The organism is Coprococcus sp. AF99-45 (assembly GCF_027663865.1).
In the GTDB taxonomy this organism is placed as follows: domain Bacteria; phylum Bacillota; class Clostridia; order Lachnospirales; family Lachnospiraceae; genus Allocoprococcus; species Allocoprococcus comes.
Window position 1 is genome coordinate 193922 of sequence record NZ_JAQDGZ010000005.1, and the last position, 18972, is coordinate 212893.

Annotated in this window: 13 protein-coding genes; 12 read left to right on the plus strand and 1 reads right to left on the minus strand. The window is 44.2% G+C overall.

The window, feature by feature from the left end; genetic code table 11:
* The first annotated feature begins 818 nt into the window (after positions 1 to 818).
* The 10 genes from hrcA to PGR14_RS06350 all read left to right on the plus strand — a co-directional run bounded on the left by hrcA (position 819) and on the right by PGR14_RS06350 (position 13342).
* On the plus strand, positions 819 to 1880 hold the full coding sequence (hrcA, locus tag PGR14_RS06305) for a heat-inducible transcriptional repressor HrcA (protein WP_022220707.1): 1062 nt from the start codon (positions 819 to 821) through the stop codon (positions 1878 to 1880).
* Between the two features lie 36 nt (positions 1881 to 1916).
* Positions 1917 to 2555, plus strand: coding sequence for a nucleotide exchange factor GrpE (gene grpE, locus PGR14_RS06310; RefSeq protein ID WP_055157615.1), 639 nt, complete (start codon positions 1917 to 1919; stop codon positions 2553 to 2555).
* Positions 2556 to 2643: 88 nt separating this feature from the next.
* Positions 2644 to 4539, plus strand: a complete 1896-nt coding sequence (gene dnaK / locus PGR14_RS06315; RefSeq protein WP_055246610.1) for a molecular chaperone DnaK — start codon at positions 2644 to 2646, stop codon at positions 4537 to 4539.
* Between the two features lie 218 nt (positions 4540 to 4757).
* Positions 4758 to 5945: a molecular chaperone DnaJ gene (gene dnaJ / locus PGR14_RS06320; RefSeq protein WP_008374725.1), complete on the plus strand. Its 1188-nt coding sequence runs from the start codon at positions 4758 to 4760 to the stop codon at positions 5943 to 5945.
* A gap of 356 nt (positions 5946 to 6301) precedes the next feature.
* A complete protein-coding gene (locus PGR14_RS06325) occupies positions 6302 to 6850 on the plus strand; it encodes a DUF6465 family protein (RefSeq protein WP_070098902.1) in 549 nt (182 codons plus the stop codon).
* Positions 6851 to 6924: 74 nt separating this feature from the next.
* The gene (locus tag PGR14_RS06330) at positions 6925 to 8109 is read left to right on the plus strand and encodes an iron-containing alcohol dehydrogenase (protein WP_055157573.1); all 1185 of its coding nucleotides are present in this window, start codon (positions 6925 to 6927) and stop codon (positions 8107 to 8109) included.
* Between the two features lies 1 nt (position 8110).
* Positions 8111 to 9475, plus strand: a complete 1365-nt coding sequence (locus tag PGR14_RS06335) for an MATE family efflux transporter (RefSeq protein WP_227084508.1) — start codon at positions 8111 to 8113, stop codon at positions 9473 to 9475.
* Positions 9476 to 9559: 84 nt separating this feature from the next.
* Positions 9560 to 9937 (plus strand): RidA family protein, encoded by a 378-nt coding sequence (locus PGR14_RS06340; protein ID WP_022220557.1) that lies wholly within the window; start codon positions 9560 to 9562, stop codon positions 9935 to 9937.
* 39 nt (positions 9938 to 9976) lie between these two features.
* Positions 9977 to 10813 (plus strand): Mrp/NBP35 family ATP-binding protein, encoded by an 837-nt coding sequence (locus PGR14_RS06345; RefSeq protein ID WP_022220556.1) that lies wholly within the window; start codon positions 9977 to 9979, stop codon positions 10811 to 10813.
* A gap of 156 nt (positions 10814 to 10969) precedes the next feature.
* Entirely contained in the window at positions 10970 to 13342 is a 2373-nt protein-coding gene (locus PGR14_RS06350) for an ATP-dependent DNA helicase (protein ID WP_270223159.1), read from the plus strand.
* Between the two features lie 8 nt (positions 13343 to 13350).
* Here PGR14_RS06350 and PGR14_RS06355 read toward each other — a convergent pair whose 3' ends face one another.
* Positions 13351 to 14229, minus strand: a complete 879-nt coding sequence (locus PGR14_RS06355; RefSeq protein WP_008374739.1) for a LysR family transcriptional regulator — start codon at positions 14227 to 14229, stop codon at positions 13351 to 13353.
* Positions 14230 to 14357: 128 nt separating this feature from the next.
* Between PGR14_RS06355 and PGR14_RS06360 the strand changes: the two genes are divergently transcribed.
* Complete coding sequence (locus tag PGR14_RS06360; protein WP_270223160.1) at positions 14358 to 15062, plus strand: TIGR01906 family membrane protein; 705 nt, start codon at positions 14358 to 14360, stop codon at positions 15060 to 15062.
* Positions 15063 to 15212: 150 nt separating this feature from the next.
* Complete coding sequence (locus PGR14_RS06365) at positions 15213 to 18971, plus strand: phosphoribosylformylglycinamidine synthase (protein ID WP_117823988.1); 3759 nt, start codon at positions 15213 to 15215, stop codon at positions 18969 to 18971.
* Position 18972 lies beyond the last annotated feature (1 nt).

The following is an 18972-nucleotide window of genomic DNA, read 5'->3' on the forward strand; positions in this document are numbered from 1 at the left end:
GTTTGGGAGGAAGGGAACAGGCGGTTCAGGCAGAAAAGAAGGGATTCCGATTCAATCGGCAAACCATTCCGATGAGCCTCCGAAAACAATCATTGTGTCAGCCATGGCTTCCACAATGATTTGAGTCTCATCTACATTGCCTCAAATGAATTGGAATCCCTTCTTTTCTGCCTGGTCGCCCCGCTCCCTTCCTCCAAAACTCCCCACCCTCTTCCTGGAAGACAGAAAACATACAGACGGGACGCCCCAGTCTGATGATGTGCGGAAAAAACCGGTTGCTCCAGCCAGTTGTTGTTTAAGTGGAAGTGTGGAGCTCCCAGAAAGTAGAAAATGCATCATCTCAAAACAGCCTAATCCCAGGAAGTAGAAAATACATCATCTTCAAACAGTCCGATCCCAATATTTGCGGACGAAAATGGCGCAGCCATTAAGTCCCGCCCCACGCAATACAGTATTGTTAAAAAAGCAAGTAAATCCTTTATAGTATGTCCTGTAAGCGCCCAAATCAAGTCGATTATTATAGGCTTGAGTGAGGTTCCACCCGGATATGCTGTCGGGTTCCAATTCAATCGGCAAACCCTTCCGATGAGCCTCTGAAAGCGGACATTATGTCAGCAAAAGTTTCCATAATGTTCTGAGCCTCATCTCCATTCCCTCAAATGAATTGGAATCCGACAGCATATCCGGGTGGAACCGGACTAAAAATAAAAAAATCATAAACCCTGTTGACAAAGTGAATAGTAAGTGGTACATTTATAAGCGTAGAAAATGTTAGCACTCAGACATAACGAGTGCTAATAACAAAAAGGAGGTAGCATATGGAAGCCATACAGGAACTTAATGAGCGGAAGACGAAGATCTTACATGCAATCATTAAGAACTATCTTGAGACCGGAGAGCCTGTGGGATCCAGAACGATTTCCAAGTATACGGATCTGAATTTAAGTTCGGCAACGATCCGGAATGAGATGGCAGATCTCGAAGAGCTTGGTTATATCATGCAGCCTCACACATCAGCAGGAAGGATTCCGTCGGATAAAGGTTACAGATGGTATGTGGATATGCTGATGAGCCAGAAAGAACAGGAGATTACCGAAATCAAAGGTCAGATGCTTGAGAAGGCTGACAAGATGGAAGAACTTCTGAAGCAGGTTGCAAAGGTTCTTGCGAACAACACGAATTATGCGACGATGATTTCGACTCCGACTTACAACGGGAACAAATTAAAATTTATCCAGCTTTCACAGGTTGATGACCATCAGCTGATCGTTGTGATCGTGATGGAAGGCAACATTGTAAAGAACCAGATCGTGACACTGGATGAGCCGCTCAGCAATGAAGCACTATTGAAGCTGAATATGCTTCTGAATACTTCGCTGAACGGAACTTCACTAGAGCAGATCAATCTGGGAGTGATCGCAAGACTGAAAGAACAGGCAGGGATCCACAGTGGTGTGATGAGCAGTGTCCTGGATGCAGTAGCGAATGTGATCCAGCTGGATGACGACATGGAGATTTACACCAGTGGCGCGACGAATATTTTCAAGTATCCGGAGCTTAGTGATAAGCAGAGCGCACAGGAGATCATCAGTGCTTTTGAAGAAAAGCAGCAGCTTGCCGCTCTGGTAACAAAGTCAATGGCAAACGGCGGTGAAGACAGAGACATCCAGGTATACATCGGAGATGAATCGAATGTGGAGAACATGAAAGACTGCAGCGTAGTCACAGCAACATATGAGTTGGGCGAGGGCATGCAGGGAACCATCGGAATCATCGGACCGAAGCGAATGGATTATGAACATGTCATGAAGACGCTTAAGACACTGATGGCAGAGCTGGATGACATATTCCACAGGGATGAGCCGAAAAAGCTCGAATAAGAAGTAAGAAAGGTGGAAGAACCATTGGATAAAAAGATGAGTAATGAAGAAATGGTAAAAGAAGCGGTGGAAGAAGCAAAGAAAGCTGCGGAGGCAGAAGCCAAAGAGCAGAAGGCAAAAGGGCAGGAACCGGAAGAAACCGAAGCAACAGAGGAAGAAGCTGTTGGTAAAGAGACGAATTCCGAAGATGCTGAAGAACCAAAGAAAAAGAAGCTGTTTGAAAAGAAGAATAAAAAAGATAAAAAGGATGAGCAGATCGCAGATCTGACAGACAAACTTACGAGACACATGGCTGAGTTCGATAATTACAGAAAGCGTACTGAAAAAGAAAAGTCAGCGATGTATGAGATCGGAGCCAAAGATGTTGTAGAAAAAATTCTTCCGATTGTAGACAACTTTGAACGCGGACTTCAGTCCGTACCGGAAGAAAAGAAAGATGATCCGTTCGTAGATGGAATGGATAAGATCTATAAACAAATGATGAGCACACTGGAAGGAATCGGAGTAAAACCGATCGAAGCAGTTGGTCAGGAATTCGATCCGAATTTCCACAATGCAGTGATGCATGTGGAGGATGAAGAACTTGGTGAAAATGTAGTAGCCGAGGAATTCCAGAAAGGATATATGTACCGTGACTCAGTCGTAAGACACAGCATGGTAAAGGTAGCAAACTAAGATATACCGTGTACCGCATTTACGATACACTTTATATAAATAACAAAGCAAAATACAATTTTTATTATATTAACAGGAGGTCTTCATAATGGGCAAAATCATTGGTATTGACTTAGGTACAACAAACAGTTGTGTAGCGGTTATGGAAGGTGGACAGCCGGTCGTAATCGCAAATACAGAAGGAGCAAGAACTACACCATCTGTAGTAGCATTTACAAAGACAGGAGAACGTCTTGTAGGTGAACCTGCAAAACGTCAGGCAGTAACAAATGCAGAAAAGACAATCTCATCTATCAAGCGTGAGATGGGTACAGATCATAAAGTAGACATCGATGGAAAGAAATATTCTCCACAGGAAATTTCAGCTATGATCCTTCAGAAATTGAAAGCAGATGCAGAAGGATATCTTGGAGAAAAAGTTACGGAAGCAGTTATCACTGTTCCGGCTTACTTCAACGATGCTCAGCGTCAGGCTACAAAAGATGCAGGTAAGATTGCAGGTCTTGATGTAAAACGTATCATCAACGAGCCTACAGCAGCAGCTCTTGCATATGGACTTGACAATGAAAAAGAACAGAAGATCATGGTATACGACCTTGGCGGTGGTACATTTGATGTATCTGTTATCGAGATCGGTGACGGCGTTATCGAAGTTCTTTCTACAGCTGGTAACAACAGACTTGGTGGAGATGACTTCGACCAGAAGATCACAGATTATATGCTTGCAGATTTCAAGGCAAAAGAAGGCGTAGACCTGTCAACAGACAGAATGGCACTTCAGAGACTGAAAGAAGCAGCTGAAAAAGCAAAGAAAGAACTTTCTTCTGCAACAACAACAAACATCAACCTTCCGTTCATCACAGCAACAGCTGAAGGACCGAAGCATTTTGATATGACTCTTACAAGAGCTAAATTCGATGAACTGACACGTGACCTTGTAGAAAAGACACAGGAACCGGTAAGACGTGCACTTTCTGATGCAGGACTTACAGCAGCAGACTTAGGTCAGGTACTTCTTGTTGGTGGATCTACACGTATCCCGGCAGTTCAGGAAGAAGTAAAACGTCTGACAGGAAAAGAACCAAGTAAATCTCTTAACCCGGATGAATGTGTAGCACTTGGTGCTTCTATCCAGGGTGGTAAGCTTGCAGGAGATGCAGGTGCAGGCGACATCCTTCTTCTTGATGTAACTCCACTTTCACTTTCTATCGAAACAATGGGTGGTGTAGCTACAAGACTGATCGAGAGAAACACAACAATCCCGACAAAGAAGAGCCAGATCTTCTCTACAGCAGCTGATAACCAGACAGCCGTTGATATCAATGTTGTACAGGGTGAAAGACAGTTTGCAAGAGATAACAAGTCCCTCGGACAGTTCAGACTGGATGGAATTCCGCCGGCTCCACGTGGAATCCCACAGATCGAAGTTACATTCGATATTGATGCAAACGGTATCGTAAATGTATCTGCAAAAGATCTGGGAACAGGAAAAGAACAGCACATCACAATTACAGCAGGATCTAATATGTCTGATGCAGATATCGACAAAGCTGTAAAAGAAGCTGCAGAATTTGAAGCTCAGGATAAGAAACGTAAAGAAGCAATCGATGCTAAGAACGATGCCGACGCTATGGTATTCCAGACAGAAAAAGCACTTGGCGAAGTTGGAGATAAGATCGATGCAGCAGACAAAGCAGCAGTAGAAGCTGACGTACAGGCTCTGAAAGATCTGCTTGCAAAAGCGAATACAGAAGAACTTACAGATGCTCAGGTTGCAGAAATCAAAGCAGGAAAAGAAAAACTGATGGAAAGCGCTCAGAAACTGTTCACAAAGGTTTACGAACAGGCAGGCGCACAGGCTGGTCAGGCAGGACCACAGGCTGGTCAGGCAGGACCACAGGCTGGACCTGCACCAGAAGCAGGACCGGCTCCGGAAGGATTTAACGGAGATGACGTAGTTGACGGAGATTACAAAGAAGTTTAATCCGTAAGATAAGATGAGAAACTGCAAGGCGGCATTATACCGTCTTGCAGATTTCATGTATCATAAATAAAAATAGTTTTTTATGACATAAAAAGCCTCCGGTTAGGTGAACTGCATGTGCAAAGAAGATGTTGCAGAGAGCCGGCGCGGGCATGAGAATGTGCCAGGGTACATTCTGTATTAAAATACTTTGAGAAATATCTAAGTGAGGTAGGATTATGGCAGAGGCAAAAAGGGATTATTATGAGATCCTGGGCGTATCACGAGATGCGGATGATGCGACTCTGAAAAAAGCATACAGAGCTTTGGCGAAAAAATATCACCCGGATATGAATCCAGGAGATGCAGAAGCCGAAAAGAAGTTCAAGGAGGCTTCTGAAGCCTATGCTGTTCTGAGTGATGCAGACAAACGGCGTCAGTACGATCAGTTTGGTCATGCAGCGTTTGAAGGCGGTGCAGGCGGAGCCGGTGGATATGGCGGTTTTGATTTTAACGGGGCAGACTTTGGTGATATTTTTGGTGATATCTTCGGTGATCTGTTTGGCGGTGGCAGAAGAGGCGGACGTGCGAACAATGGTCCGATGAAAGGCGCCAATATCCGTAAAGGTGTCCGGATTACATTTGAGGAAGCAATTTTTGGATGCGAGAAGGAACTGGATATCGTTCTGAAAGATCCATGTACAAAGTGTAACGGAACAGGAGCAAAACCGGGAACAAGTCCGGAGACTTGTTCAAAATGTGGTGGAAAAGGTCAGGTTGTTTATACATCACAGTCGTTCTTCGGAACGGTGCAGAATGTGCAGACCTGTCCGGACTGTCATGGAACAGGTAAGATCATTCGTGAGAAATGTCCGGACTGTGGTGGAACAGGCTATACTTCAAGCCGCAAGAAGATCAAAGTCACAATCCCGGCAGGTATTGACAATGGTCAGAGCGTAAGAATCCGTGAGAAAGGTGAACCAGGTGTGAATGGCGGACCGAGGGGAGACCTTCTGGTAGAAGTTACGGTTTCCAGACATCCAATCTTCCAGAGACAGGATGTTCATATTTTCTCAACTGCACCAATTTCGTTTGCGCAGGCAGCACTTGGTGGTGATGTGCGAATCAAGACGGTTGATGGTGATGTGATCTATACCGTAAAACCGGGAACTAAGACTGATACAAAAGTACGCCTGAAAGGAAAAGGGGTACCTTCTTTGAGAAATCCTCAGGTCAGAGGTGATCATTATGTGACGCTGGTTATTCAGACCCCGGAAAAATTAAGTCCGGAAGCCAAAGAAGTGCTTAGACATTTTGATCAGTTGACAGGAAATACACTGAACCAGGAAGAGCCGGCTTCTGAATCGAAGGGTAAAGCTAAGAAAAAAGGGTTCATGGATAAGTTAAAAGAAACATTTGAAGAATAATAAAAAGGTGGCTGCGAAAAACCCGATTGAGTTTTTCGCAGCCACTTTTTTACTATTCTTCTTCGTCTTCCAGTTCTCCTCCGATGACACCTCCGAGAACGGCAGTGAAAGAAGCAACAACGACAGCGGCGATGATTGCTACACCGATCAGTGCTACTAATAAAATACCCATAACACGTACCTCCTTTTCTCGTCCTTTTTATAGTATAACACGGAGGCATGTAAAATTAAATGAAAAAATGTGACTTTTTTCATTTAGTATGCTATAATGTCAAAGAGCAAATGATAACACAGCGTATTGTCAGTTTTGCGGATTTAAAATAGTAAGGCTTAGCGGTTAAGGAGGGCAAACCAATATGGCACTGAAAAAACAGATAAAAGAAACAAAGGCAGCAGAGGTAAAGGCAACGGCAGAAACTAAAGAAGAAGTAAAAACAGCAGTTAAAGCAGCAGAAGATAAAGTCAGCGAAAAAGTAGAAGAAGTAAAAGAAACTGCTAAAAAAGAAGCACAGCCGAAAGAAGTAAAGGCTACTGTTGAAAAGAAAGCGCAGGAAGTAAAAAAAGCTGCAGGAGAAGTGAAAAAAACAGTAGAAGAAACAGCTGAAAAAGCTGCAAAAGAAGTGAAGAAAACTGCAGAGAAAGTTACAAAAGAAGTAAAGAAAGCAGCACCAAAAACAACAGCAAAAAAATCTGCGGCAAAGAAAGAAATCAAAACAGAAGTTGTTCTTCAGTATGGTGAAAAAGAAGTAAACACAAAAGATATGATTGCTTCAGTAAAAAAAGACTGGACAAAACAGAAACATAAAATTTCCGAGATCAAGAGTATTGAGCTTTATGTAAAACCGGAAGATTATGCAGTATACTATGTAATCAATGGCGAACATACCGGAAAAGTATGGTTATAAGATAAGACTGAAAGATTTAGTCCGAACCGCAATCTTTATTGAACGGTTCGGATTTTTTTAAGGAGAGAGGTAAAATGCAAAAATTTATACAGTATACCCCGACAGAAATCCTGTTTGGAGAAAACACACAGGCAGAAGTTGGGAAAGAAGTTAAGAAATGGGGCGGAAGCCGTGTATTTATCGTATATGGCGGTGGAAGTGTAAAAAAAAGCGGACTTCTTGCGCAGATAGAAGAAGCACTGGAAAAAGAAGGACTTGCTTATGCGGAATTTGGCGGAGTAAAGCCAAATCCCCGGATGGCATATGCACAGGAAGGCGTTGAGAAAGCAATTGAGTTCGGTGCGGATTTTCTTCTTGCAGTAGGCGGTGGAAGTTCTATTGATACAGCAAAGGCGATCGCCCATGGTGTGGCAAACCCGGACTGGTCTCTGGAGGAAATCTGGGGAGGTGAAATCATACTTACCAGATCGACACCGGTAGGATGCGTACTTACGATTGCGGCAGCAGGAAGTGAAACAAGCGATTCCGCAGTTCTGACAAACGAAGAAACAGGGAAAAAGGGAGGAATCAGCACCGGCCTGAACCGCCCGAAGTTTGCGATCATGAATCCGGTTCTTACCTATACGCTTCCAAAATATCAGATTGCATGTGGAGTCGTAGATATCATGATGCATACGCTGGAACGTTATTTTATTCCGAATACGAGAAATCAGATGACAGATGAGATTGCAGAGGGAGTTCTGCGGGTTGTGATTGAAAATGGAAAGAAAGGTCTGGAGAATCCGACAGACTACGATGCCATGAGTGAAATCATGTGGGCAGGAAGTCTTTCACATAATGGTCTGACAGGTCTCGGAAGAGCAAAAGATTTTTCTGTACATAAGCTCGGACATGCACTTGGTGCAAAATATGATAAGGCGCATGGTGCAACCCTTTCAGCTGTCTGGGAATCCTGGGCAGAATATGTCTATAAAAACGATGAAGAAAGATTTGCGCATTACGCAAAAAAAGTATGGGGCGTAGAGGAAGAAGATGTGGCGAAAGCCGCAAAAGAGGGAATTCGCCGGACGGTAGAATATTTCCGTGAGATTCATATGCCGACAAATTTAAAGGAACTGGAGATCGGAGAAGTATCAGAGGAAGATCTGCGGGAACTTGCTATGGCTGCGACATTAAATGATACTGTAAAACTTTCAAAAATCAAAGAACTTACTGCCGAAGATGTATACCAGATTTTTCGGAAAGCAGCAGGAAAATAAGATGGAAATAAATAAGAGAAAATTTTACAGACAAGTGTTCGCACTTGTAATCCCAATGGCACTTCAGAATCTGATCAATGTGGGTGTGACGGCGGCAGACGTGCTGATGCTTGGAAGAGTCAGCGAAAAAGTTCTTTCAGGTGCATCCCTTGCAGGGCAGATACAGTTTGTCATGACACTGATCCTTTTCGGTACAACATCAGGTGCAACGGTTTTGACCGCACAGTACTGGGGAAAGAAAGATACACAGACGATTGAAAAAATCCTTGGAATGGGAATGACCATCGGTGTCAGCTGTGCAGCTCTTTTTACCATTGTTGCGGAAATCATTCCGGAAGTGCTGCTTCATATCTATACCAGTGACCCGGCCGTGATCGCAGAAGGTGTGAAATATTTGCGGATCGTGGCGCTTTCCTATGTCCTGATGGCGGCAACGCAGGTCTATCTTTACATTATGCGGAGTATCGAGCAGGTTGTGATTGCAACGGTTGTCTACAGCGCGTCACTAATTTGTAATGTCCTGGTAAATGCGCTTCTTATTTTTGGCTTATTTGGTTTACCGAAGATGGGAATTATGGGTGCGGCAATCGGAACTCTGACAGCAAGGATCGTAGAACTTATCATTGTAATCTGGTATGCAAAAGTAAAAAACCATGACGTTAGATTTCACCCGGTCTATATGCGTAAGATCGACAAGGTGCTTCTAAAAGACTTTCTGATTTATGCGAGTCCGGTGATCTTGAATGAAATGATGTGGGGACTTGGTTCTACTGCGAATACAGCAGTGATCGGTCATCTGGGAAGTGCAGCGGTGGCAGCAAATTCTGTTGCTCAGGTCGCAAGACAGCTGGCAACGGTGGTTGCCTTTGGTGTATCCAATGCGACTGCCATTTATCTTGGTAAGACCATCGGTGCAAAAGAGTTTCATCTGGCAAAAGAGTATGGAAAAAGATTTTTGTGGCTGAGTATTATTACCGGTGCGGTAGGAGGCGGCATCATTCTGATAGCTGCTCCGATTGCAAATCATGTGATGACACTCTCACAGGAAGCGCAGGGGTATCTTTATTTTATGTTTTTTGTTATGTCTTACTTTACACTCTGCCAGGCGATCAATACGACCCTTGTGGTGGGTGTATTCCGGGCAGGAGGAGATACCAGGTTTGGTCTGATCCTGGATGTGTCTACCATGTGGGGATGCTCTATTCTGCTGGGTATGATCGCTGCCTTTGTCTTTCATGCGCCGGTGCAGGTTGTTTATATCCTTCTGATGAGTGATGAGGTGATCAAAGTACCGATCACAGTCATGCGCTACCGAAGCTATAAATGGATTCAGAATGTGACGAGAGAAAAAGCAGAGCTGGCATAACATTGTATGCGAAAATAAATTTGGAATTTTGAGGTAGATGTGATATGCTAGAGAAAGAATATATTTGAAAAGGAGATTTGCAACATGAGATTAGTATCAACAGAAAAAGCACCAAAAGCACTTGGACCATATTCCCAGGGATATGTACATGGGGGAATTCTTTATTCGGCAGGACAGATTGCGATCAATCCGGCTACAGATACTGTAGAAGCTGATACTATCGAAGGACAGGCTGACCAGGTATGCAAGAACATCGGAGCAATCCTTGAAGAAGCAGGAACTTCTTTTGACAAAGTATTAAAGACAACCTGTTTCCTTGCTGATATGGGAGATTTTTCCGCATTTAACGAAGTTTATGCAAAATATTTCACATCAAAACCAGCCAGAAGCTGTGTTGCTGTTAAGACACTTCCGAAGAACCTTCTTTGCGAAATTGAAGTGATCGCAGCAGTGGAAGAATAGGATAGAGAGATATCCTGAAAAAGTAGGAGGTTTGGCATTATGGCAGAAGAAAAAAGCAGCGGATGTTCGCCGGAATCATGTTCTTCCTGTGCACATGCGGGTTCATGCAGCAGTGCGAAGAAAGATCTGAAAGCACCGGCAAATCCGTATTCACAGGTAAAAAAAGTAATTGGAGTAGTCAGCGGTAAAGGTGGAGTCGGCAAATCAATGGTGACAGCATCTCTTGCACGTATGATGGTACAGCAGGGATATTCAGTTGGTATTCTGGATGCGGATATCACAGGACCATCTATCCCGAAGATGTATGGAGTGCATGGAAGTGCAGTCGGAAGCGAGGCGGGAATGTTCCCGTGCGTTGCAAAAGATGGCACGAAGATCATGTCGGTTAATCTGCTTCTGGAACACGAATCAGATCCTGTCATCTGGAGAGGACCGGTGATCGCAGGAGTAGTAACCCAGTTCTGGACTGATGTAATGTGGGGAGATCTGGATTTCTTATTTGTTGATATGCCACCGGGAACAGGGGATGTTCCTCTTACGGTATTCCAGTCACTTCCGGTAGACGGCGTTGTGATCGTGACTTCGCCACAGGATCTGGTACAGATGATCGTAGAGAAAGCTTACAATATGGCAAAGAAGATGAACATACCGGTTCTCGGACTGGTGGAAAACTACAGTTATCTGGAATGTCCGGACTGTGGAAAGAAAATATCTGTATTTGGGGAAAGCCACATTGACGAGATTGCAGAAAAACTTGGGGTAGAAGTACTCGGAAAGATGCCGATCGATCCGAAACTTGCCGAGATTGTAGAACAGGAGAAGTTCTATGAGGCAGACAACCAGTATCTTAAAAACATCATTGACAAGTTCAATTAAGAAGAAAGCTCCGGCGAGGTGATGATCGCCGGGGCTTTTTAGCTATAGAGGCACGGAAAATGTGAAAAGCCATATCATGACAGGACGGATACAATTGGCAAGGAACATGTGTTTATGGTATGATAACAAGTAGCAAAAAGCGGAGGCAGAAAGAACATGGACGAGAATCTCCCGGTGATCCGGATTTCGGTGCGAAACCTTGTGGAGTTTATTTTAAGAGAAGGGGATATTGACAATCGAACAGGAGGCGGACAAGATCCGGAGAATATGCAGATGGGAAGTCGGATTCACCGGAAGATCCAGAGACAGATGGGATCGGATTATCAGGCGGAGGTACCTCTTAAGACAGAGATCGTCTGTGATGGGTTTATTTTGAAAATAGAAGGACGTGCCGACGGACTGATTCATACAAAAGAGCAGGTCATGGTAGATGAGATCAAGGGTGTTCTGCGGGAACTTGACCGGGTGCAGGAACCGTCAGGCATTCATCTGGCACAGGCAAAATGTTATGCCAGCATGGTAGCAGAACAGGAAGGGGTGGATGAGATCGGGGTACAGATGACCTATTGCCAGATGGAGACGGAAGAGGTGAAAAGGTTTCAGTATTCTTATCAGAGTAACGAACTGAAAGTCTGGTTCGATGAAGTGATTCGACAGTATAAAAAATGGGCAAAGTTCCAGATTGAATGGAGAAAGGCAAGAAATGCATCTATTAAAGGGATTGAATTTCCGTTTCCATATCGTAAAGGGCAGAGAGAGCTTGCGGTATCTGTTTACCGGACGATTCTTCGGAAGAAAAAGTTGTTCATCCAGGCACCAACCGGAGTGGGGAAGACGATTTCAACGGTATTTCCGGCAGTGAAAGCGGTTGGAGAAGAACTGGGTGAGAAGATTTTTTATCTGACGGCAAAGACAATCACCCGGACGGTGGCGGAGCAGGCATTCAAAACCTTACGGGAACAGAATCTGAAGTTCAAGGTGATCACTTTAACGGCAAAAGAAAAAATCTGTTTCTGTGAGGAGACAAGCTGCAATCCGGATGACTGCCCATATGCCAAAGGGCATTTTGACCGGGTAAATGACGCGGTCTATGAGCTTTTGATGCAGGAAGATGTGATGAGCCGGGAAGTGTTGGAAGCGCAGGCAAGAAAGCATAAGGTCTGTCCATTTGAAATGGCACTGGATGTGTCGACCTGGGTGGATGGTGTGATCTGCGATTATAATTATGTGTTTGACCCGGATGCCCGGCTCAGGCGTTTCTTTGCAGAAGGTGGCGCTGGAGGATATTTGTTTCTGATCGATGAGGCACACAATCTGGTAGAACGTGGACGGCAGATGTACAGTGCAGAGTTATGCAAGGAGGACTTTCTTGCGGTGAAGAAACTGGTAAAGGGAGAAGCACCGCGGTTTGCAAAAAGACTGGAGGCATGTAATAAGATTCTTCTGGCAATGAAAAAAGAGTGTGAAAACTATAAGGTGCTGGACAATATTTCGCATTTTGGAATCCAGCTTATGAATGTACTATCTGAGACAGACCGGTATCTCGAGGAATGTGTGGATAAAGAAGTCCGGGAAACCGTATTGGATTTTTATTTTCAAGTGAGGTCTTTCCTGAATATATATGATGGGTTGGATGAGAACTATGTCATCTATACGGAGTATCAGGAGAATGGAAGATTTGTTCTGAAGTTGTTTTGTGTTAACCCGGCGGCAAATCTGCAGAAATGTCTGGATAAGGGGAACAGTGCTGTATTCTTTTCGGCAACACTTCTGCCAATCCAGTATTACAAAAGACTTCTGAGTACGGAAAAAGACAACTATGCGGTCTACATTGATTCTTCGTTTGATACAAAGAAGAGACTGCTTATGAATGGTGTGGATGTGAGTACCCGTTACACCATGCGTTCCAGGGAAATGTATCAACGATATGCGACATACATTTTCCGGGTAGTGAAAGCAAAAATGGGGAATTATCTGATCTTTTTCCCGTCTTACCAGTTTATGGAAGATGTGTATCAGGAATTTACACAGCTTCTTGCATCAGATGAAGAAGAGATGGAACTGGTTATTCAGCAGAAGCACATGGATGAAGAAGAACGGGAAAATTTCCTGCGTGCATTTGAAATGGGAAGAGAGAAAAGTCTGATCGGTTTTGGAGTTCTTGGCGGGATTTTCTCAGAAGGAATCGATCTGACAAATGAGAAGCTGATCGGGACACTGATCATCGGAACAGGGCTGCCGCAGGTGTGCAATGAGCGGGAAATCCTGAAAAGCTATTTTGACCAGAAGGGACTTTACGGGTTTGACTATGCTTACCGGTATCCGGGGATGAACAAGGTTTTGCAGGCGGCAGGAAGGGTGATCCGAACAGAGGATGACCGCGGAGTGATACTTCTTCTGGATGAGCGTTTTCAGAGGGAGAAGGGGAAAGAGATTTTCCCGAAAGAATGGGCGGACTGTGAAAGATGCCGGTTAGACATTGTGGAAGAAAAAATCCGTCTGTTCTGGGAAAAACAGACGGATAATTAAGAAACTTTTTATGCATTAAAGTAATCCAGAAATGCCTGTGTCGCGCGTGAAACCGGAACATGTCCGTTCCATGCGGCAACCAGCTGACGCTTTGGAAGTTGTTCTTCGGTCTGGACGACAAAGAGCTGGTCGGAATTCTTTGGTACACAGTAGTCCGGAATAAAAGCGATGCCAAGTCCGATCCGTGCGAGATCGATCAGAAGATCGTTGCTGCTCAGCTCGATTTCAGGAACCAGATCCAACTGATGCTGCTGGAAGAGAGAATGCAGAAATTCACTGGTTGTACTTTTTCTGTCCAGCATGATGATCGGATAACGTTGCAGTTCTTTGAGGGAAAGCTTTTTCCCCTGCAGTTCCGCAAAGGACTGGTTTGCGATAAAGACATCGTGAAAATCACGGATCTTTCGGAAGGAGGCAAGACTGCCAAGGTAAACGTTCGGATAGTTAGCGACAATGAGATCTACCTGACCGTTCTCCAGAAGTTCCGTACACTTGATCGAAGTGGCATTGGTCACTTTTATATGTGCGTTAGGGAAAGCTTTGTGGAAACGTTCCAGATAAGGGACCAGAAAATACCGGCAGATGGTGTCGCTGGCACCGATGCGGATCTGACCGCCAGTAGAGGCTGTTTCCATGATCTGGGATTCCCCGCGCTTGATCAGATTGATCGCCGGTTCGATATGACGCAGAAGGATCTCACCTTCCGGGGTGAGCTGAACTTTTTTTGTGCTTCGGATGAAAAGAACCTGATCCAGTTTCTTTTCCAGTGCTTTAATGGACTGGCTGACAGCGGACTGTGAAATAAAGAGCTGCTTGGAAGCCTCAGAAAAGCTGAGTGTGTCTGCAACATAATAAAATACTTTATATAATTCATAGTTGATATCCATTATTAGTCCTCCTTATAAAACCTATTAGTATTATAAGTGATAAAAAATAAAATTTCAAGAGAAAACCATTTTTGACAAATGAAGACAGGGTTGCTAAACTATAGACAAAAAAGAGAAGGAGAAAAAGGATGGCAAAAAAGAAATGGCTGCATAAAATCCTGGCGATTTTGCCGAGTATTTCACTGATCGTGATCCTGCTGATCAGCAGTTTTGAGATCGGTGCATACGGAGACTGGAATTTTTATGAAAAAGAATATGAAAAATATAAGGTAGCGGATGAACTTTATATGGAGATGCCGGATATCATGAAGGTGACAAAATTCATGATGTCTTATTTGCGGGGCAACGAGAAGAAACTGAGTATTGAGACGGAAGTGGAAGGAAATATACAGGATTTTTTCAATGAGAAGGACCGGCTTCATATGGCAGATGTGCAGGGGCTTTTTCTTGGCGGACTTGCAATCCGGAGGGGAGCGATCATCGTACTGCTTTTTTCAATGGCGGCACTTGTGCTTATGAAAGCAGACTGGAAGAGGCTGATCCCGCAGATGTATCAGCGGGTGCTGGCGGTATTTCTGGCACTTACCGCGGTGGCAGGATTTCTGTTTTCAAGAGACTTTAACAAATATTTTGTGATCTTTCATCATATTTTCTTCAGTAATAACCTATGGATCCTTGATCCGGCAGAAGACTATATGATCCGGATGCTTCCGGAGGGCTTTTTCTATGATATGGTGATGAGGATCGGAAGTATTTTTGCTGTGTTTTTAATCATATCTCTTGTCTGCAGTATTGTTCAGAAAAAGATAAATAAGAGATGCGGTTCACGGTAATTGTAATAAATAAGATATACTTATAAAAAGATTTAGTTATATTTATTGTACTTATAAAAGGTGATGTGGTAAAATAAAAATCGAGGAAACTGCCGTTATGCCGGATCAAGGCATGCGGTTTCAATATTACTACCAAAGCTAATGGAGGAAATTATGGGCGTAAAACGTGTATATGTGGAGAAAAAACCAGAATTTGCAGTACAGGCTAAAGAACTTCGCCATGAGGTGAAGAGTTATCTTGGAATTAAGACGGTGAAGAATGTACGTGTACTGATCCGCTATGATGTGGAAAATCTTTCTGATGCAACATTTGAAAGAGCATGCAACGGTGTGTTTGCAGAACCACCGGTAGATGTGCTTTACAGAGAGGACTTCCCGCGCGAAGAAAGTGACCACATTTTTTCTGTAGAATTTCTTCCTGGACAGTTTGACCAGAGAGCAGATTCTGCTGTTCAGTGCGTACAGTTTATCAAAGAGGATGAGCTGCCGGTTATCAAGACAGCGACCACTTATGTGATCGAAGGTGAGATCAGCGAAGAAGAGATGGAAGCTATCAAGGCGCACTGCATCAATCCGGTGGATTCCAGAGAGACAGGACTTGAAAAACCGGAGACACTGGTTACGAAATTCGAGGAACCTGCAGATGTAAAGATTTTTGACGGATTCAAAGATATGCCGGAAGCGGAACTGAAAGAGTTATACAGTTCTCTTGGACTTGCTATGACATTCAAGGATTTCCAGCACATCCAGAATTATTTCAAAGGGGAGGAACACAGAGATCCATCTATGACAGAGATCCGTGTTCTGGATACTTACTGGTCTGACCACTGCCGTCATACTACATTTTCAACAGAACTTACAGAAGTATCCTTCGGTGATGGCGATTACAGAAAGCCGATGGAAGATACTTATAAAGAATACCTTCAGACACACAGTGAGATCTTTAAAGGACGCGAAGACAAATTTGTATGCCTGATGGATCTTGCACTGATGGCAATGCGGAAGCTGAAAAAAGAAGGCAAACTTCAGGATCAGGAAGAATCCGATGAGATCAATGCCTGCAGTATCGTTGTCCCGGTTGAAGTAGATGGTGTGGAAGAAGAGTGGCTTGTCAACTTCAAGAACGAGACGCACAACCATCCGACCGAGATCGAACCATTTGGTGGTGCAGCTACCTGCCTTGGTGGAGCAATCCGTGACCCGCTGTCAGGACGTACTTATGTATACCAGGCAATGCGTGTAACCGGTGCAGCAGATCCGACCGTATCTGTAAAAGAGACGATGAAAGGAAAACTGCCGCAGAAGAAACTGGTGCGTAGTGCAGCACATGGATACAGCTCATATGGTAATCAGATCGGACTTGCAACCGGACTGGTAAAAGAGATCTATCATCCGGATTATGTGGCAAAGAGAATGGAGATCGGTGCGGTTATGGGTGCTGCTCCGAGACGTGCAGTTATCCGTGAAAATTCGGATCCGGGAGATATCATCATTCTTCTTGGCGGACGTACCGGACGTGATGGCTGTGGTGGAGCAACCGGTTCTTCCAAAGTTCATACCGAAGAATCCATCGAGACATGTGGAGCTGAGGTTCAGAAGGGTAATGCGCCGACTGAACGTAAAATCCAGAGAATGTTCCGCAGAGAAGAAGTCAGCAAGCTGATCAAGAAGTGTAATGACTTCGGAGCAGGCGGAGTATCTGTTGCAATCGGAGAACTTGCAGATGGTCTTCAGATCAATCTGGACAAAGTACCGAAAAAATATGCAGGTCTTGACGGAACAGAGATTGCAATTTCTGAATCCCAGGAGCGTATGGCTGTTGTGGTAGATCCGAAGGATGTAGATGAATTCCTTGGCTATGCAAAAGAAGAGAATCTTGAGGCGGTAAAGGTTGCAGTTGTTACCGAAGATCCGAGACTTGTTCTTTCATGGAGAGGAAAAGAGATTGTAAATATTTCCCGTGCCTTCCTGAACACTAACGGTGCACACCAGGAGACAACGGTTAAAGTTGATATTCCTTCAAGAGAAGATACCATCCTTAAGAAACAGGTTGAGGTTGGCGATGTAAAAGAAAAATGGCTGGATACTCTGAAAGATCTGAATGTATGCTCGCAGAAAGGTCTGGTTGAGATGTTCGACGGATCCATAGGAGCAGGCTCGGTTTTCATGCCTCACGGTGGAAAATACCAGATGACAGAGACACAGAGTATGGTTGCAAAGCTTCCGGTTATGCATGGTAAATGCGATACCGTTACGATGATGAGTTATGGATTTGATCCGTATCTGTCAAGCTGGAGTCCGTATCACGGAGCTGTCTATGCTGTCACAGAGTCTATGGCTAAGATCGTGGCTTGTGGTGGAGATTACAGCAAGATCCGTTTTACATTCCAGGAATATTTCCGCAGAATGACAGAGGATCCGGAAAGATGGAGTCAGCCATTTGCAGCACTGCTTGGTGCATATAAGGCACAGATTGCTTACGGACTTCCGTCAATCGGAGGAAAGGACAGCATGTCCGGAACATTTGAACATATCGATGTACCGCCGACACTGGTATCCTTTGCAGTTGACATTGCCAAAGAAGGAGATATCATTACTCCGGAACTGAAAAAAGCAGGTAATAAGCTTGTATGGATGAAGATTGAAAAAGATGAATACGAGCTGCCGGTATATGAACAGGTAATGGATCAATACGGTAAGTTCGCTGATGATATCCATAACGGAAAGATCGTATCTGCTTACGCACTTGACCGTCATGGAGTGATCGCAGCTGTCAGCAAGATGGCATTCGGTAACGGAATGGGTGTGAAGATCGAACACAGCATGGATGCAAGAGAACTTTTTGCACCTGCATTCGGTGATATCGTAGCAGAAGTTCCGGCAGACAAGGTAGGAGAACTCTCCATCTCTTACACTGTGATCGGTGAAGTGACAGATGATGCGAAATTCGCATTTGGAGATACAGAAATCACACTGAAAGAAGCAGAAGATGCATGGACAGGAACTCTGGAACAGGTATTCCGTACGGTATCTGACGAAGCTTCTGACGAAAAGGTAGAATCTCCGCTGTATGATACAAAAGACATTGTGATCTGCGGACACAAGATTGCACAGCCGACTGTATTTATTCCGGTATTCCCGGGAACAAACTGTGAGTATGACAGTGCAAAAGCATTTGAAAGAGCAGGTGCAAAGGTCATCACAAAAGTATTCCGTAACATGGATGCAGCAGATATCGTAGATTCTGTGAATACATTTGAAAAAGAAATTGCAAAATCCCAGATCATCATGTTCCCGGGCGGATTCTCAGCCGGTGACGAACCGGATGGTTCAGCAAAATTCTTTGCAACTGCATTCCAGAATGCAAAACTCAAAGAAGCAGTAGAAAAACTTCTGAACGAAAGAGATGGTCTTGTACTTGGTATTTGTAACGGATTCCAGACATTGGTTAAACTTGGTCTGGTTCCTTACGGAGAAGTTGTGGGACAGACACCGGATTCTCCGACACTGACCTACAATACCATCGGACGCCATATTTCCAAGATGGTTTACACGAAAGTTGTTACCAACAAGTCACCATGGCTGCAGGGGGCAGAGCTTGGCGGAGTTTATACCAATCCGGCATCCCACGGAGAGGGACGTTTTGTTGCAAGTGAAGAATGGCTTGACAAGCTCTTTGCAAACGGACAGGTTGCAACACAGTACTGTGACCTTGATGGAAATGTATCTATGGACGAAGAATGGAACGTCAATGGCTCTTATCGCGCAATTGAAGGTATCACAAGTCCGGATGGCCGTGTGCTTGGTAAGATGGCACATTCAGAACGTCGTGCAGATTCCGTGGCAATCAATATTTATGGTGAGCAGGATATGAAGATCTTTGAATCCGGTGTGAAATATTTCAAATAAG

Coding starts and splice junctions, on each gene's coding strand:
- hrcA (WP_022220707.1), top strand. CDS start 819: ATGGAAGCCATACAGGAACTTAATGAGCGGAAGACGAAGATCTTACAT.
- grpE (WP_055157615.1), top strand. CDS start 1,917: ATGAGTAATGAAGAAATGGTAAAAGAAGCGGTGGAAGAAGCAAAGAAA.
- dnaK (WP_055246610.1), top strand. CDS start 2,644: ATGGGCAAAATCATTGGTATTGACTTAGGTACAACAAACAGTTGTGTA.
- dnaJ (WP_008374725.1), top strand. CDS start 4,758: ATGGCAGAGGCAAAAAGGGATTATTATGAGATCCTGGGCGTATCACGA.
- PGR14_RS06325 (WP_070098902.1), top strand. CDS start 6,302: ATGGCACTGAAAAAACAGATAAAAGAAACAAAGGCAGCAGAGGTAAAG.
- PGR14_RS06330 (WP_055157573.1), top strand. CDS start 6,925: ATGCAAAAATTTATACAGTATACCCCGACAGAAATCCTGTTTGGAGAA.
- PGR14_RS06335 (WP_227084508.1), top strand. CDS start 8,111: ATGGAAATAAATAAGAGAAAATTTTACAGACAAGTGTTCGCACTTGTA.
- PGR14_RS06340 (WP_022220557.1), top strand. CDS start 9,560: ATGAGATTAGTATCAACAGAAAAAGCACCAAAAGCACTTGGACCATAT.
- PGR14_RS06345 (WP_022220556.1), top strand. CDS start 9,977: ATGGCAGAAGAAAAAAGCAGCGGATGTTCGCCGGAATCATGTTCTTCC.
- PGR14_RS06350 (WP_270223159.1), top strand. CDS start 10,970: ATGGACGAGAATCTCCCGGTGATCCGGATTTCGGTGCGAAACCTTGTG.
- PGR14_RS06355 (WP_008374739.1), bottom strand. CDS start 14,229: ATGGATATCAACTATGAATTATATAAAGTATTTTATTATGTTGCAGAC.
- PGR14_RS06360 (WP_270223160.1), top strand. CDS start 14,358: ATGGCAAAAAAGAAATGGCTGCATAAAATCCTGGCGATTTTGCCGAGT.